Origin of the sequence: Actinomyces sp. zg328 (assembly GCF_009829635.1) — a bacterium.
Lineage (GTDB): Bacteria > Actinomycetota > Actinomycetes > Actinomycetales > Actinomycetaceae > Actinomyces > Actinomyces marmotae.
Map to the genome: position 1 here is coordinate 46,268 of NZ_VWPE01000005.1, position 12,910 is coordinate 59,177.

Below are 12,910 nucleotides of genomic sequence, written 5' to 3' on the forward strand. Positions count from 1 at the left end.
TCCATGACAGATAAGGCGCCCAAGGCCGCTTCAGGCGCTGAAGGGCCCGACTCGGCCGCTGAGGTCACCGCCCCCGACATCAGCGGCGGGGAGAGGGACGTGCCGGTGGTCGAGCTGTTCCTCTGGCTCTACCGGCTCTTCTACTCCAAGACACTCGGCCTGACGGTCATTCTCCTGTTCGCCCTGTACGCCTTCATCGGCTCACTCCTGCCGCAGGCCACGAAGGAGGTCCTGGCCGACCCGCGGGCCAAGGAGACCTTCCTCAAGGCCAGGCGTCCCGCCCTGGGGCGGATGACGACGGCCCTCGACGCCCTGGGCCTCTTCCACGTCTTCACCTCCATCGGCTTCTACGTGGTGGTCTCGCTACTGGCCCTGAGCATCATCGCCTGCACGGTCCACCGCGTCCCCGAGCTGGTCAAGCGCGAGAAGGAGCCCCGGGTGCATGTCGCCCCCCGGTTCTTCGACAAGGCCCGCTACCGCGCGCGCGTGCCCAGCCCCGATGGCGTCTCGGCGTCTCTGGAGGCGACCCGGGAGGCGCTGCGCAAGGCCCGCTGGCGGGTCATCCCGGATGACCGCGACCCCGAGCACTGCCTCTACGCCGACCGCAACGCGCGCTCGGGCATCGGCACCGTGCTGGCGCACGCGGCCTTCGTCCTCATCCTGGGCGCTTTCGTCGTCTCCTCCACCTGGGGCGTCGAGGAGGACCTGACCGTTCCCGTCGGCTCCAGCGTCGAGATCGGCCACGGAACGGGGCTGAGCGTGCGCGCCAACTCCTTCACCGATTCCTACACCGACACCGGACAGCCCATGGACTACGTGTCCGACCTGTCCATCCTGAGCGGGGAGACCGAGGTCGCCCGCCAGGAGGTGCGGGTCAACTCGCCGCTGTCGATCGGCGGCTACCGGCTCCACCAGGCCTCCTACGGCACGTCCGCGGATGTCACCATCGCCGACGCCGACGGGAACGTCCTCGCCAAGCGCAGCGTCCCCTTACGGTGGCAGACCCCGAAGAAGACCGAGGTCTATGGGCGGGCCGACCTGCCCGATGGCAGGGTCATCTACGTCTTCCTGCCCGCCTCAGGGCAGGCGGTGTCCAAGATCGCGCCGGGAACCGCCGTCTTCGGCCTGGCCCCCGACGGCTACACCGACCCGCAGTCCCAGCAGCGGGCGGAGGCCGGGGCCACGGCCCAGCTCGAGGACCTCTCCGTCACCTTCGAACGGGAGCGCCAGTACACGGGGCTCACGCTTCGGCGGGACCCGGGCACCCCGATCATGTGGGCCGCCTCGGCGCTGCTGATGATCGGCATGTCGATCACCTTCCTCATGCCCTACCGACGCCTGTGGGCGCGCGTGGAGCCTGACGAGAAGGGCACCGGGAGCGTCATCCGCCTCGGGTCGGTCTCACGCCTCGACATCACCTTCGAGCGCATGTTCGCCGCGCTCGTCGGGCGCATCGAGTCCGCCGTCGGGTCCCAGGACGATCCCGAGGACCCCGATCCCGCCACCACTGCCAAGGAGAGCAAGGAGAAGGAGCCCAGCGACCATGGATAACGTTCTCAGCATCGGCCAGTTCCTCTTGACCTCGGCCATGGCGATCCTCGTCCTGGCCGTCGTCTGCGACGCCGTCGTCCTCACGGGGCGCGGAGCCCGGGCGCAGGCCGTCCCGGCCCCGGCGAGCCCGGGCGGGGCCCACGGCGGCAAGGCCTCCGGCGGTGCGGTGGGGAGCCGGGCGAGCCACTCGGCCCATTGGGCGCGCGCCTCACGCCCGGGCCTGCCCAGGGGGCTGGCGCTGTACGCCACCGGCTTCACCGCCATCGCCCTGGCCCTCATCACCGCCTATCTGGCCCTGCGCGCCAGCGCCACCGGGTACAGCCCCTTCGCTAACCAGCATGAGTTCGCGGTGTCCTTCACCTTCGGCATCCTGCTCATGTACCTCATCGCCGAGTTCCGCTACCGCGTGCGCTGGCTGTCCATCGTGGTCCTCCCGGTGGTCATCGCCCTGCTCATCTACGCCGACAGCCAGGACAAGGCGATCAAGCCGCTCGTCCCGGCCCTGCGTAACTCCCTCATGCTGACCCTCCACGTGTTCTTCGCGGTACTGGCTTACGGGGCGGCCTGCGTGTCCTTCGCCGCGGCGATCCTCTACCTCCTCCACCCCCATCTCAAGAGGTTCCGGTCCCTTCCCTCGCGCGAGGTCCTCGACGACGTCGGCTACAAGGCCGCGACCGCCACCTTCCCGCTGCTGACCATGATGACCGTGCTGGGCGCCGTGTGGGCGAACACCGCGTGGGGCCGCTACTGGGGCTGGGATCCTAAGGAAACCGCGGCCCTCGTGACCTGGCTGGTCTACGGCGCCTACCTGCACGCCCGGGTGACCAGGGGCTGGCAGGGATCGCGCAGCGCCTGGCTCCTCATCCTCGGGTTCGCCGCGGTGCTCTTCGCGTACTTCGGGAACCACTTCTTCGGAGGGCTGCACTCCTATGGCTGACAGTGAGGTGAGGGACGACGAGGCCCTCCTGGACGAGTGCGGGGCGAGCCCCGCCCTGTCGACGGCGCCCGAGGGCGGGGCAGGGGGCGCCGAGCCGGGCCCGCGCTCCCACCACCGCGTCCCCGTGTGGCTGAGCAACATCCTCGTCCTGGCCGTGGCCACGGCGCTCATCCTGAGCGGCGTGTGGCTGACGGGCTCGTGGCGCACTCAGGGCTCCGCCGCCCCGGCCTCCGGCCAGGGCGACGGCGGGGTGACGATGCTGTCGACGGGCGCCCCCAGGGGCGCCGCACCCCAGGTGGGTCAGGAAGCCCCCGCCTTCAAGGCCACGGACATCAACGGCGCCCCGGTGGACCTGACCGATCTGCGGGGCCGGCCCGTGTGGCTGCTTTTCGGCGCCACCTGGTGCACCGATTGCCGCACCGAGGCCCCTGATGTCCAGGCGATCTCCCAGGAGTACGGGGATCAACTGGCGATCATCGCCGTCCATGTCCAGGACAAGACCCAGACCGTCGCCGACTACGTCCAGCGCCTGGGACTGACCTACACCACTGTGGTGGACACCGACGATGCGATCTCCTCGGCCTACGGCGTCTACGGGATCCCCGCCCACTGGTTCATCAACGCCGACGGCACGATAGCGGCCACGCGGGTCGGCGCGATGTCCCCGGACCAGATGCGAGCGCAGGCGCGCGCCCTCATCGGCTAGCCCGGGGGAGCGCCCGTGCCGAAGAACACAGGCGCGCCGCGGTCCTGGGCTTGGAGCCCCGGGATCATTTCACCTAAAGTAGTCAGCCGGTGCGCGTCGCACCGTTTGCCCAGGAGAGCGCCCTCCCGGTGCGGGCCGGTCAGGCCCACCGGAGGCGCTCCGCAGAATCGGAAGAGATGAGCATTCCCGTGGTCTACGCGATCGTCAAGGCTGGTGGCCGTCAGGAGAAGGTCTCCGTCGGCGACGTCGTGGTTGTCGACAAGCTTGCCGGTGAGATCGGCGACGAGGTCACCCTCGCCCCCGTCATGCTGGTGGATGGCGACAAGGTGACCGCCTCCGCCGCTGACCTTGCCACGTCCTCCGTCAAGGCCGAGATCGTCGGCGACGAGAAGGGCCCCAAGATCAACATCCTCAAGTTCAAGAACAAGACCGGCTTCCGCAAGCGCCAGGGCCACCGCGCCCAGCTCACGGCCGTCAAGGTCACCGCGATCAAGTGACGCCCGGCGCCACTGAAGAATCGCATCAGTCAAGAGAGAGAGAAGCCTGAGATGGCACACAAGAAGGGTCTTGGTTCCTCCCGCAACGGCCGTGACTCGAACGCCCAGCGCCTCGGCGTCAAGCGCTTCGGCGGCCAGTTCGTCAAGGCCGGCGAGATCATCGTCCGCCAGCGCGGCACCCACTTCCACCCCGGCAGCAACGTGGGTCGCGGTAACGACGACACGCTCTTCGCCACCGCGGCCGGCAACGTCGAGTTCGGCACCCGCCGCGGCCGCCGGGTCGTCAACGTCGTGCTCCCCGAGGCCTGAGCCTCGCGCACCGGGACTCTCGCGAGGGCGAACGGCTTCGGCCGTCCGCCCTCGCGCTGTTCCCAGGGCCGGGCGCGGCGCCCGCCCCAGCCCAACCACCCCCCGGCCCCATCCATGAGGAGAGACCATGCCCAGTTTCATCGACCGAGTGGTCCTCCACGTCGCCGGGGGCGACGGCGGTGATGGCTGCACCTCCATCCACCGGGAGAAGTTCAAGCCCCTGGCTGGCCCCGACGGCGGCGATGGCGGCCACGGGGGTGACGTCATCCTCGCCGTCGACCCCCGGACCACCACCCTGCTCAGTTATCACCGCTCCCCGCACCGCAGCGCCGGGAAGGGCACTCCGGGCATGGGCGACTGGCGCCGCGGCGTCGACGGCAAGGACGTCATCCTGCCCGTGCCCGAGGGCACGGTGGTCAAGGACGACGAGGGGCGCGTCCTGGCCGACCTCGTGGGCGCGGACGCCCGCGTTGTCGTCGCCCAGGGCGGCACCGGCGGGCGCGGCAACTTCTCCCTGGCCTCCTCCAAGCGCCGCGCCCCCGGCTTCCACCTCCTGGGCGAGCCCGGCCAGGTCCGCGACATCACCCTGGAGCTCAAGACCATCGCTGACGTCGCGCTCGTCGGCTACCCCAGCGCCGGCAAGTCCTCGCTTATCGCCGCCATGAGCGCGGCCCGCCCCAAGATCGCCGACTACCCCTTCACCACCCTCGTGCCCAACCTGGGTGTCGTCGAGGCCGGCCAGACCCGCTACACGATCGCCGACGTCCCCGGCCTCATCCCCGGCGCCAGCGAGGGCAAGGGGCTGGGCCTGGAGTTCCTCCGCCATATCGAGCGCTGCGCCGTCATCGTGCACGTCCTGGACTGCGCCACCCTGGAGCCCGGCCGCGATCCTCTGAGCGACCTGGACACCATCGAGGCCGAGCTGGCCGCCTACTCCGAGCGCCTCGGCGATGACAACGACCCCCTCTTCACCGGCCGCGTGCCGCTGATGGAGCGGCCGCGCGTCGTCGTGCTCAACAAGGCCGACGTCCCCGACGCCGCCGAGCTCGCCGAGTTCGTCACCGACGACATCGCCGCCCGTGGGCTGCCGGTCTTCACGATCTCCGCCGTGGCCCGCACCGGCCTGCGCGAGCTGTCCTTCGCCCTGGCCGAGCGCGTGGGCGCCGCCAGAGCGGCCCAGCCCGCCTCCGCCGCCGAACTCGCCCAGCAGCGCGAGGCCGCCCGCCCCGTCATCCGGCCGGCCGCCGTCGGACGGCGCGGCAAGGAGGACATCGCCGTCGTGCGGCCCATCAACCACCCCACCGAGGGGCGCGTGTACCAGGTGCGGGGGGAGAGGCCCGAGCGCTGGATCCTCCAGACCGACTTCTCCAACAACGAGGCGATCGGCTACCTCGCCGACCGGCTCGCCACCGGGGGAGTCGAGGACCTGCTCGTCAGGGCCGGTGCACGCGCCGGGGACGCCGTGCTCATCGGCGCCATCGACGGCGGCGTCCTGTTCACCTGGGAGCCCACGATGACCACCGGCGCCGAGCTCCTCGGGGCGCGGGGGACGGATATGCGCGTCGAGGACTACCACCGGCGCACCAACGCCGAGCGCCGCACGCGTTACCACGAGCGCATGGACGCCAAGGAAGCCGCCCGCCAGGAACTGCGCGACGAGGCCGCCGAAGGCATCTGGACCGACGCCTCTTCCTGGTCCCGCGGGGGCGGCGGCGATGATGAAGAGGCGGGGTCGTGAGCGCGCGCCCCGCCGCGCTGCCCGAGGGGTCCCGCGTCGTCATCAAAGTGGGATCCTCCTCGCTGACCCGTGATGATGGCGGGCTCGATCTGAACCGCATCGATGTGCTCGCCAGGCTCGTGGCGGGCATGAGGCAGCGTGGCCACGACGTCGTGCTGGTGTCCTCCGGCGCCGTCGCGGCGGGCCTGCCCCCCTTGGGGATCGAGCGCCGCCCCGACGACCTCAGCATGCTCGCGGCGGCGGCCTCCGTGGGCCAGGGCCACCTCATGGCCCGCTGGCAGGCGGCGATGAGCAACCACGGGGTGGTCATCGCCCAAGTGCTCCTCACCGCGCAGGACGTGGCCGTGCGCAGCCATTACCGGACCGTTCGCGCCACCTTCGACACCCTGCTCGGCCTGGGCGCGGTGCCGATCATCAACGAGAACGACGCCGTGGCCACGACGGAGTTCAACCTGGGGGACAACGACCACCTGGCCGCGCTCGTCGCCCACCTGGTGACGGCGGACGTCCTCATCCTGCTCACGGATGTGGACGGCATGTGGACCGCCCGGCCCGGCACGCCCGGCGCGGCCCCCATCCGCTATGTGCCCCGAGGCAGGAGCCTGGAGGACGTCGATGTCACCGGCTCGGGATCGGCCCTGGGCACCGGTGGGATGCGCACGAAGGCCCAGGCCGCCACGATCGCCCGCGCCTCGGGGACCGCCACGATCATCGCCTCGGCGGATGACGCCGCCCGCCTGCTCGGGCCCGGGGGAGTGCCGGCTGACCTCGGCACCTGGTTCGAGCCGACCGGCCCCCACCGGCCCAGTCGGCGGTTGTGGATGGCCCACGCCTCCCGGGTCGAGGGGCGCGTGCTCATCGACGCCGGGGCGGCCGACGCCCTCACGGTGGGTAAGAAGTCCCTCCTCCTGCCCGGGGTGGTGGGGGTCAACGGCGAGTTCGAGTCCGGCTCCGTCATCGAGATCATCGGCCCCGGGGGCCCTGTGGCCCGCGGGATCTGCCGCTACGCCTCGAGCGAGATCGAGGAGGTCCTCGACGCCCGCGGCAGTGGGGCCCCGATGCCCGACCACCTCGCGCCCGTCGTGCACCGCGACGACCTCGCCGAGCTCCCGCGCCTGGCGGGCTGAATCACCGCCGAATCACCGCTGAGTCACTTCGGGGTCAGAGTGAGGGTCCCCTCGGGGCGCTCCAGCATGATGGAGCCATCGGCCAAGCGGGTGACGGAGCGCGCCACGAAGAGGCTCCCATCGCGGTTCGTGATCGTGTAGCCGTGTGAGTCCTGGCCGATCTCCCAGCCGTCGTACTCGGGCAGGCAGGGCGCCGGCGCGCTGGCGACGGCGGATCCGACATAGGTGTGGTCGGCGTTGAACGTGGCTTCCAGCCCGACACACTCGGGCGCGGAGGCCTGGGAGATCGTGAAGGTGGAGCCGCTGAGCGCGGCCGACAGGGCGCCCTTCTCCGAACTGATCGAGGCCTCGGTCGACGCGCGGTTCTCCGTGGCCAGGGCGGAGGGGGCCGGTGACGCCTGCTCAGTGGAGGAGGGGTGGGCGGTGGGGTCCTCGGGGATCGCGCTGGCGCCCACCGCGGGAGGGGGCGTCTCCGGCTGAATCGACGTCGGCGCGTGGTCGGCGCCCGGGGCCCGGTCGGGCTCGCGGGTGGGACCACCGCCGCCGGCGGCGCCCGGGGGGACGACGATCGTCGGCTCCGGGGAGCCTGAGGCCCCGCTGGGGCGCCCGTCGTCGGCCGGCACGCTCTGGCAGGCGGCCAGCGGCGCGAGGATAGCGAGCGCCACGGCGCGCAGCGGCGCGCGACTTCGAGGTCTCATGCGCTGACTCCTCAGGGGACTGGTGCTTCCGCCTATCGCGTGAGCGGTGCCGACGGCACGGGCTGGACGCCGTAAGACGCCACAGCCGCCACTGCGCGACCAGGCGTCATGGCAGTCTACCTCGATGAGGGCCCCCTGCCCAGGGTGAGTATCGTCCGGGGTCAGCGTCTCGACGCCCTCGACCACCCCGTCCCCTCGGGCGCCTCCCGGGGAAACGTAGACTGGTCCCATGACGACGACGCGGTCCACCCAGTCCAGCACCATCGCGGCCCACGCCCCCACTCAGGACCCTGCCGAGGTTTCTGCCGAGGCTCTCGTCCGCGAGGCGGCCCTCGCGGCGCGTCAGGCCCAGCGCGAGTTCGCCGGGGCGACACGGGCGGTCAAGGACGCCGCCCTGCTCGCCATGGCCTCCGCTCTGCGCGCCCAGAGCGGCAGCATCCGCGAGGCCAATGAGGAGGACCTGGCGGCCGCCCGCGAGGCCGGCATGAAGGAGGGGCTCGTCGACCGCCTGGCCCTCGACGAGGCCCGGATCGAGCGGATCGCCGCCTCCGTGGAGGAGGTCGCCGCCCTGCCCGACCCCGTGGGCCAGGTCGTCGACGGCTCCACCATGCCCAATGGGCTGCGGGTGCGCCGACTCCGCGTCCCCATGGGCGTGGTCGGCATGATCTACGAGGCCCGCCCCAATGTCACCGTCGATGTGGCCGCGCTCGCCGTGAAGGCGGGCAACGCCGTCGTCCTGCGCGGCGGCAGCGCCGCCGGGCGGAGCAACGCCGCGATCGTCGCCGCGCTCCGGGCCTCCCTCGCCGAGCAGGGACTGCCCCAGGATCTCGTGACCACCATCGATCCCGCCGGGCGCGAGGGGGCCCAGGCGCTCATGCGCGCCCGCGGCCTCATCGACGTGCTCGTGCCCAGAGGCGGCGCCGGGCTCATCCGCGCCGTCGTCGAGAATTCCTCCGTCCCGGTCATCGAGACCGGCTCGGGCAACTGCCACGTGTACGTCGACGCCAGCGCCGACCTTGAGGCGGCCGTGGGCATCATCGTCAACGCCAAGACCCAGCGCGTCGGGGTGTGCAACGCCGCCGAGACCCTGCTCGTCCACCAGGACATCGCCCAGGAGTACCTCCCCGCCGCCGCCCGGGCCCTGTGGGAGCGCGGAACCACCCTTCACGCCGACGACGCCTCCCGCGCCATCCTCGCTGCTCCCGCCGCCGGGCAGGGCGCCGAGCGCCACCTCGTCGCGGCGGTCGAGGAGGACTGGGGCACCGAGTACGGCTCGCTGGACCTGGCCGTGCGGGTCGTCGACGGCCTCGAGACGGCGATCAGCCACATCCGCCGCTACACCACCGGCCACACCGAGGCGGTCCTCGCCCAGGACGTGGCGGTCATCAACCGCTTCATCGCCGCCATGGACTCAGCGGCCGTCATGGTCAACGCCTCCACCAGATTCACCGACGGCGGCCAACTGGGCCTGGGCGCCGAGTTCGGGATCTCAACCCAGAAACTCCACGCCCGCGGCCCCATGGGCCTGGCGGAACTGACGACGACCACCTGGGTGGTGGAGGGCGATGGGCATGTGAGGCCCTGAGCCGTCTCACACGGTGATGACCTCGATGCCCGCCCGCCGCAGTGGCCCGAGCTGCTCGGGGGTCGCGCCGGAGTCGGTGAGCAGCGCGTCGATGCGATCGGCCCGGCAGATCAGCGCGAAGGCGGCCACGCCCAGTTTCGTGTGATCGGTGACGATGACGACCCTGCGCGCGCAGCGCACGAACGCGGCGCCGACCGCCGCCTCGCCCTCGTGCTGCGCGTAGGCGCCCAGGGCGTCAATCCCCTCGACGCCGAGGAACAGCGTGCCGATGGTGATCTGGGGGAGGATCAGCTCGGCAAGCGGGCCGGTGAGCTCGTAGGAGCGCGCCCGTGCCACACCGCCGGTGACCACCACGCGCACGCCCTGGCGCACGGTGAGCTCGGAGGCGATGTTCACCGCGTTGGTCACCACGGTGACCGGATGATCGGGGTCGGCCGCGCCCTCCAGGAGGGCGATCTCGCGGGCCACCTCCGTCGTCGTGGTCCCGCCATTGAGGCCGACGGTGTCGCCGGCGGAGACCATGGCCGCCGCCGCGCGGGCGATCCTGGTCTTCTCATCGGCCATCCGGGAGTTGCGGTAGCGAAGAGGGAGCTGCGCGGAGGTCGGGTTCGCCGAGGCTCCGCCGCGCGTTCGGGTGAGGAGCTGCTGATTCGCGAGCAGGTCGAGATCGCGCCGCGCGGTGGCCGCTGAGACGCCGAGGCGCGAGACGATGTCATCGATATGGACGCCGCCCTCCTCGACGATGATTTCCAGGATCGCTGAGAGTCGTTCATGCCTGGACATGAGGTTCCTCCTCGTCTCATCAGGGCCCTGCGGGCCGCGCGGCACGGCCGGGGCGCCTCCCGCGGCGGGTCGCGGCGGCGCTGTGCCGCGACCGCATGGAGCCGGCCCAGGAGTTGGCCCAGGAGCCGTCTCAGGTGCCGCCCCAGGTCAGGAATACAACAAATAATGGCACTTCGAGGCGCTCAGCACGCCCGAGCCACGCGGCTCAAGGCTTGAGGAAAATGCCACGAGGCGCACTGGCGCGTGTGGCAAGGCCCCCGATTTGTGTGCGTCATGGCAGGATGGTGGCACCCCGCGTGCGTGCGCGGGACTGACCGGAGGAGTGTTCGTGCCCAAGAGTGCTGGTGAGGCGGGCGTGGCGCAGGGAGCGCCGCGCCAGTTGCGCATCGGCATCATGGGCGGCACCTTCGATCCCATTCACCACGGGCACCTGGTGGCGGCGAGCGAGGTCCAGCACGCTTTCGACCTCGATGAGGTGATCTTCGTCCCGACGGCGACGCAGCCCTTCAAGAAGGACCGCCGAGTCTCTCCTGCGGAGCACCGCTACCTCATGACGGTCATCGCCACCGCCTCGAACCCGCGGTTCACCGTGTCCCGGGTCGACATCGACCGCGGTGGCACCACGTACACGATCGACACCCTGCACGACATCGCCGCGAAATACCCTGGCGCCGCGCTCTACTTCATCACCGGAGCCGACGCGCTCGCGCAGATCCTCACATGGAAGGACAACGAAGAGATCTTTGAGCTCGCCCAACTCGTGGGCGTGACCCGGCCGGGCCACGTTCTGACGGATATGGGCCTGCCTGAGGACAGGGTTTCCCTCATGGAGGTCCCCGCGATGAGCATCTCATCAACGGACTGCCGTGAGCGGGTGAGCGACGGGGGGCCCGTGTGGTACCTCGTGCCCGACGGTGTGGTTCAGTACATTCGCAAGTACGGCCTTTACCGTAGGGCCGGGCGGGCGTCATTGACGACGTCGATGACCGCGCGCGTCGCGCGAGAGCAGTCGCTCAGGAAGGAGAACGAAGGTGAGCCCGGAGCCCACTGACGCCAGGACATCCGATTCTAAAGGCGACCCGGACCACTCCAGCCGCCGGTCCATCCGGCGGGCGGAGCGCGAGGCGGAGCGCGAGGCGATCCTCACCGGTCAGCAGCCCCTTCTGACCCGCCGGGAGATGAAGCGCCTGCGCGAGGAGGCCGAGGCGCTGCGCGCTGCTGTCGCGGCGGGCGAGATCACCATCGAGCAGGCCCGGGCGCTCCAGGACCCACTGGCCGACGACCACAACGTCGTGATCCCCTCGGTAACGGCGGCATCCTCGGCTCCGGCGGCGTCTGAGGCGGCCTCGGCTGAGGCGGCCTCCTCATCCACGGCGGCGTCGTCGGCTGAGGCGGCGTCCTCGGCCACGGCGTCCTCGGCTGAGGCCGCAGCCGGTTCCCACGACTACTCCGCCTCCGAGGGCGCGCTCGGCGTCGGTCACGGTTCGGGGCCCGAGGGCCCCGACGAGCCCGTCGCGACACCCGGCGGCGTCGTCGCCGAGCCCGCCCAGACCGAGGAGAAGGAAGCCTCCTCAGCGCCGGTCGACTCCTTGCGGCACGACTCCGCGCCGCCCGCGGGACGCGCCGGGGACTCAGCCGATCACTCGGCGCCGGCCGATGGGCATCGCGGCCCAACGAGCCATGCGGCGGCCTCCCGGGCACAGGAGCCAGCGGCAGGCCATGATGACGGCCGCTCCGCGGGCGTGGAGCTCCCGTGGGTGCGGGCCTGGTACGCCAGTCACCAGGCCGCCCCTCCCAGCACCTCCTCGGCCGCCGCGAGCGAGCCCGTTGAACCGTCCCCGATGCCTCAAGATGACGCCGAGGAGGCTTCCCCGTCCTCTGAGTCCCACGAGCCCGGGCGATCCCAGGACGGGCAGGCGCAGCGCGAGCAGCAGATCGGCTCCGCGTCCTCGCTGAGCGCCGACCAGGTCGTCGAGATCTCCGGGTTCGAGACCGGGGTCCTCCCCGCGGCCGAGCTCCCGCTCGCCCAGGACGGCCCGCGATCCACTGATGGGGCGAGTCAGGCGGTGCCGACGGCAGGCCTGGGCCCCGGCAGCAACGGCGAGCAGAACCCGCCGGCTTCCCCCCCGCGGCGCTCGCTTATGGAGCGGGGCGCGCAGGCCGACTCGCCGGGCGCCGCCCAGCAGCCCGCGTCGCCCCAGCGTGGCTGGCAGCCGCCTCAGGCCGACCGGGGGTATGAGCCCACCTGGCGGAGGGACGCGCGAGACGGCTCCGCGCTCAGCGCCCCGCAGGCCGAGGCCTCACCCGTTTCGGATGAGGTGAACAACCCCGCCTCCCAGTCCGGCAGTACGACGGCGGAGCCCTCAGCCCCCAGCGCGATCCGCCGGCCGATCGTGCGCATCCCAGCAGCCGCGCAGGGCGTTCGCACGATGAACGCCAGCACCGGCGAGCTCGGTTCCGTCCAGCCCGTCGATGAGGACTTCGATGGGATCGACTCCCCGCAATGGCGCGCCCTGCGCTCCGGGGACGAGGCCCCGCTCGAGGCCGAGGCCCCCTCTCCCGGCAGCCCCGCCGACACCGTGGTGACCACGGTGCCCGCGGACCTCAGGGACGATCAGGCGGACGATCCCGGTCACGTGGTCCCGTCACCCTATGGCTCCTACGCCGGTTACAACGAGCCGGCCGAGCCGTCGGAGCCCGCCGTGGCTGAGCCGCAGGCCGGCCATGCCTCCTTCGGAGCCCGGTCTTCCACTGAGTCGTGGGAGGATGTCACGCGTCCAGGCAAGGACTCCTCCGGATCGCCGGCCAGCCGCCGGACGCTCGCCGTCCTCCTCGCCTTCGTCCTCGCGGCTGTCGTCCTGATCATCATCTGGGTCGTCATCTCGCAGGTCGGGGGTTCCTCCGTCAACGCCGAGGCGGTGCCCGGCTGGAGTCCCCTCCTGACCTGACCGGGCGATGGCCGCAGGGCCATCGCGTGGT

The 12,910-nt window shown here is 71.5% G+C and carries 12 protein-coding genes; 10 read left to right on the plus strand and 2 right to left on the minus strand.

Annotated elements, in window-relative coordinates; translation table 11 throughout:
• Positions 1–3: 3 nt before the first annotated feature.
• The 7 genes from resB to proB all read left to right on the plus strand — a co-directional run bounded on the left by resB (position 4) and on the right by proB (position 6,865).
• Complete coding sequence (gene resB / locus GVV75_RS04260; protein ID WP_159813632.1) at positions 4–1,551, plus strand: cytochrome c biogenesis protein ResB; 1,548 nt, start codon at positions 4–6, stop codon at positions 1,549–1,551.
• Positions 1,544–2,488 carry a c-type cytochrome biogenesis protein CcsB gene (ccsB, locus tag GVV75_RS04265; RefSeq protein WP_159813634.1) on the plus strand — a complete coding sequence of 315 codons (945 nt, stop codon included), beginning with the start codon at positions 1,544–1,546 and terminating at the stop codon, positions 2,486–2,488. Before resB ends, ccsB begins: the two co-directional genes overlap by 8 nt.
• Positions 2,481–3,194 (plus strand): TlpA family protein disulfide reductase, encoded by a 714-nt coding sequence (locus GVV75_RS04270; RefSeq protein WP_159813636.1) that lies wholly within the window; start codon positions 2,481–2,483, stop codon positions 3,192–3,194. The genes ccsB and GVV75_RS04270 overlap by 8 nt, the downstream gene beginning before the upstream one ends.
• Before the next feature lie 176 nt (positions 3,195–3,370).
• Entirely contained in the window at positions 3,371–3,691 is a 321-nt protein-coding gene (gene rplU / locus GVV75_RS04275; RefSeq protein WP_080463079.1) for a 50S ribosomal protein L21, read from the plus strand.
• Positions 3,692–3,742: 51 nt separating this feature from the next.
• Positions 3,743–4,000, plus strand: a complete 258-nt coding sequence (rpmA, locus tag GVV75_RS04280; protein ID WP_159523413.1) for a 50S ribosomal protein L27 — start codon at positions 3,743–3,745, stop codon at positions 3,998–4,000.
• A 127-nt stretch (positions 4,001–4,127) separates the two neighbouring features.
• Positions 4,128–5,738 (plus strand): GTPase ObgE, encoded by a 1,611-nt coding sequence (obgE, locus tag GVV75_RS04285; protein ID WP_159523411.1) that lies wholly within the window; start codon positions 4,128–4,130, stop codon positions 5,736–5,738.
• Entirely contained in the window at positions 5,735–6,865 is a 1,131-nt protein-coding gene (gene proB / locus GVV75_RS04290; RefSeq protein WP_159523409.1) for a glutamate 5-kinase, read from the plus strand. Before obgE ends, proB begins: the two co-directional genes overlap by 4 nt.
• Before the next feature lie 23 nt (positions 6,866–6,888).
• Here the strand turns inward: proB and GVV75_RS04295 are convergent, their stop codons facing one another.
• On the minus strand, positions 6,889–7,563 hold the full coding sequence (locus tag GVV75_RS04295) for a hypothetical protein (RefSeq protein WP_159813638.1): 675 nt from the start codon (positions 7,561–7,563) through the stop codon (positions 6,889–6,891).
• 229 nt (positions 7,564–7,792) lie between these two features.
• Here GVV75_RS04295 and GVV75_RS04300 point away from each other — a divergent pair, with 229 nt between their 5' ends.
• Positions 7,793–9,148: a glutamate-5-semialdehyde dehydrogenase gene (locus GVV75_RS04300; RefSeq protein WP_159813640.1), complete on the plus strand. Its 1,356-nt coding sequence runs from the start codon at positions 7,793–7,795 to the stop codon at positions 9,146–9,148.
• Positions 9,149–9,154: 6 nt separating this feature from the next.
• Here GVV75_RS04300 and GVV75_RS04305 read toward each other — a convergent pair whose 3' ends face one another.
• A complete protein-coding gene (locus GVV75_RS04305) occupies positions 9,155–9,931 on the minus strand; it encodes a DeoR/GlpR family DNA-binding transcription regulator (RefSeq protein WP_159523403.1) in 777 nt (258 codons plus the stop codon).
• A 328-nt stretch (positions 9,932–10,259) separates the two neighbouring features.
• On the opposite strand from GVV75_RS04305, the gene nadD reads away from it, so the two are divergent.
• Positions 10,260–10,982: a nicotinate-nucleotide adenylyltransferase gene (nadD, locus tag GVV75_RS04315; RefSeq protein WP_268891837.1), complete on the plus strand. Its 723-nt coding sequence runs from the start codon at positions 10,260–10,262 to the stop codon at positions 10,980–10,982.
• A complete protein-coding gene (locus GVV75_RS04320) occupies positions 10,963–12,879 on the plus strand; it encodes a hypothetical protein (RefSeq protein WP_159718201.1) in 1,917 nt (638 codons plus the stop codon). The genes nadD and GVV75_RS04320 overlap by 20 nt, the downstream gene beginning before the upstream one ends.
• Positions 12,880–12,910: the final 31 nt, after the last annotated feature.

Coding starts and splice junctions, on each gene's coding strand:
- resB (WP_159813632.1), top strand. CDS start 4: ATGACAGATAAGGCGCCCAAGGCCGCTTCAGGCGCTGAAGGGCCCGAC.
- ccsB (WP_159813634.1), top strand. CDS start 1,544: ATGGATAACGTTCTCAGCATCGGCCAGTTCCTCTTGACCTCGGCCATG.
- GVV75_RS04270 (WP_159813636.1), top strand. CDS start 2,481: ATGGCTGACAGTGAGGTGAGGGACGACGAGGCCCTCCTGGACGAGTGC.
- rplU (WP_080463079.1), top strand. CDS start 3,371: ATGAGCATTCCCGTGGTCTACGCGATCGTCAAGGCTGGTGGCCGTCAG.
- rpmA (WP_159523413.1), top strand. CDS start 3,743: ATGGCACACAAGAAGGGTCTTGGTTCCTCCCGCAACGGCCGTGACTCG.
- obgE (WP_159523411.1), top strand. CDS start 4,128: ATGCCCAGTTTCATCGACCGAGTGGTCCTCCACGTCGCCGGGGGCGAC.
- GVV75_RS04295 (WP_159813638.1), bottom strand. CDS start 7,563: ATGAGACCTCGAAGTCGCGCGCCGCTGCGCGCCGTGGCGCTCGCTATC.
- GVV75_RS04300 (WP_159813640.1), top strand. CDS start 7,793: ATGACGACGACGCGGTCCACCCAGTCCAGCACCATCGCGGCCCACGCC.
- GVV75_RS04305 (WP_159523403.1), bottom strand. CDS start 9,931: ATGTCCAGGCATGAACGACTCTCAGCGATCCTGGAAATCATCGTCGAG.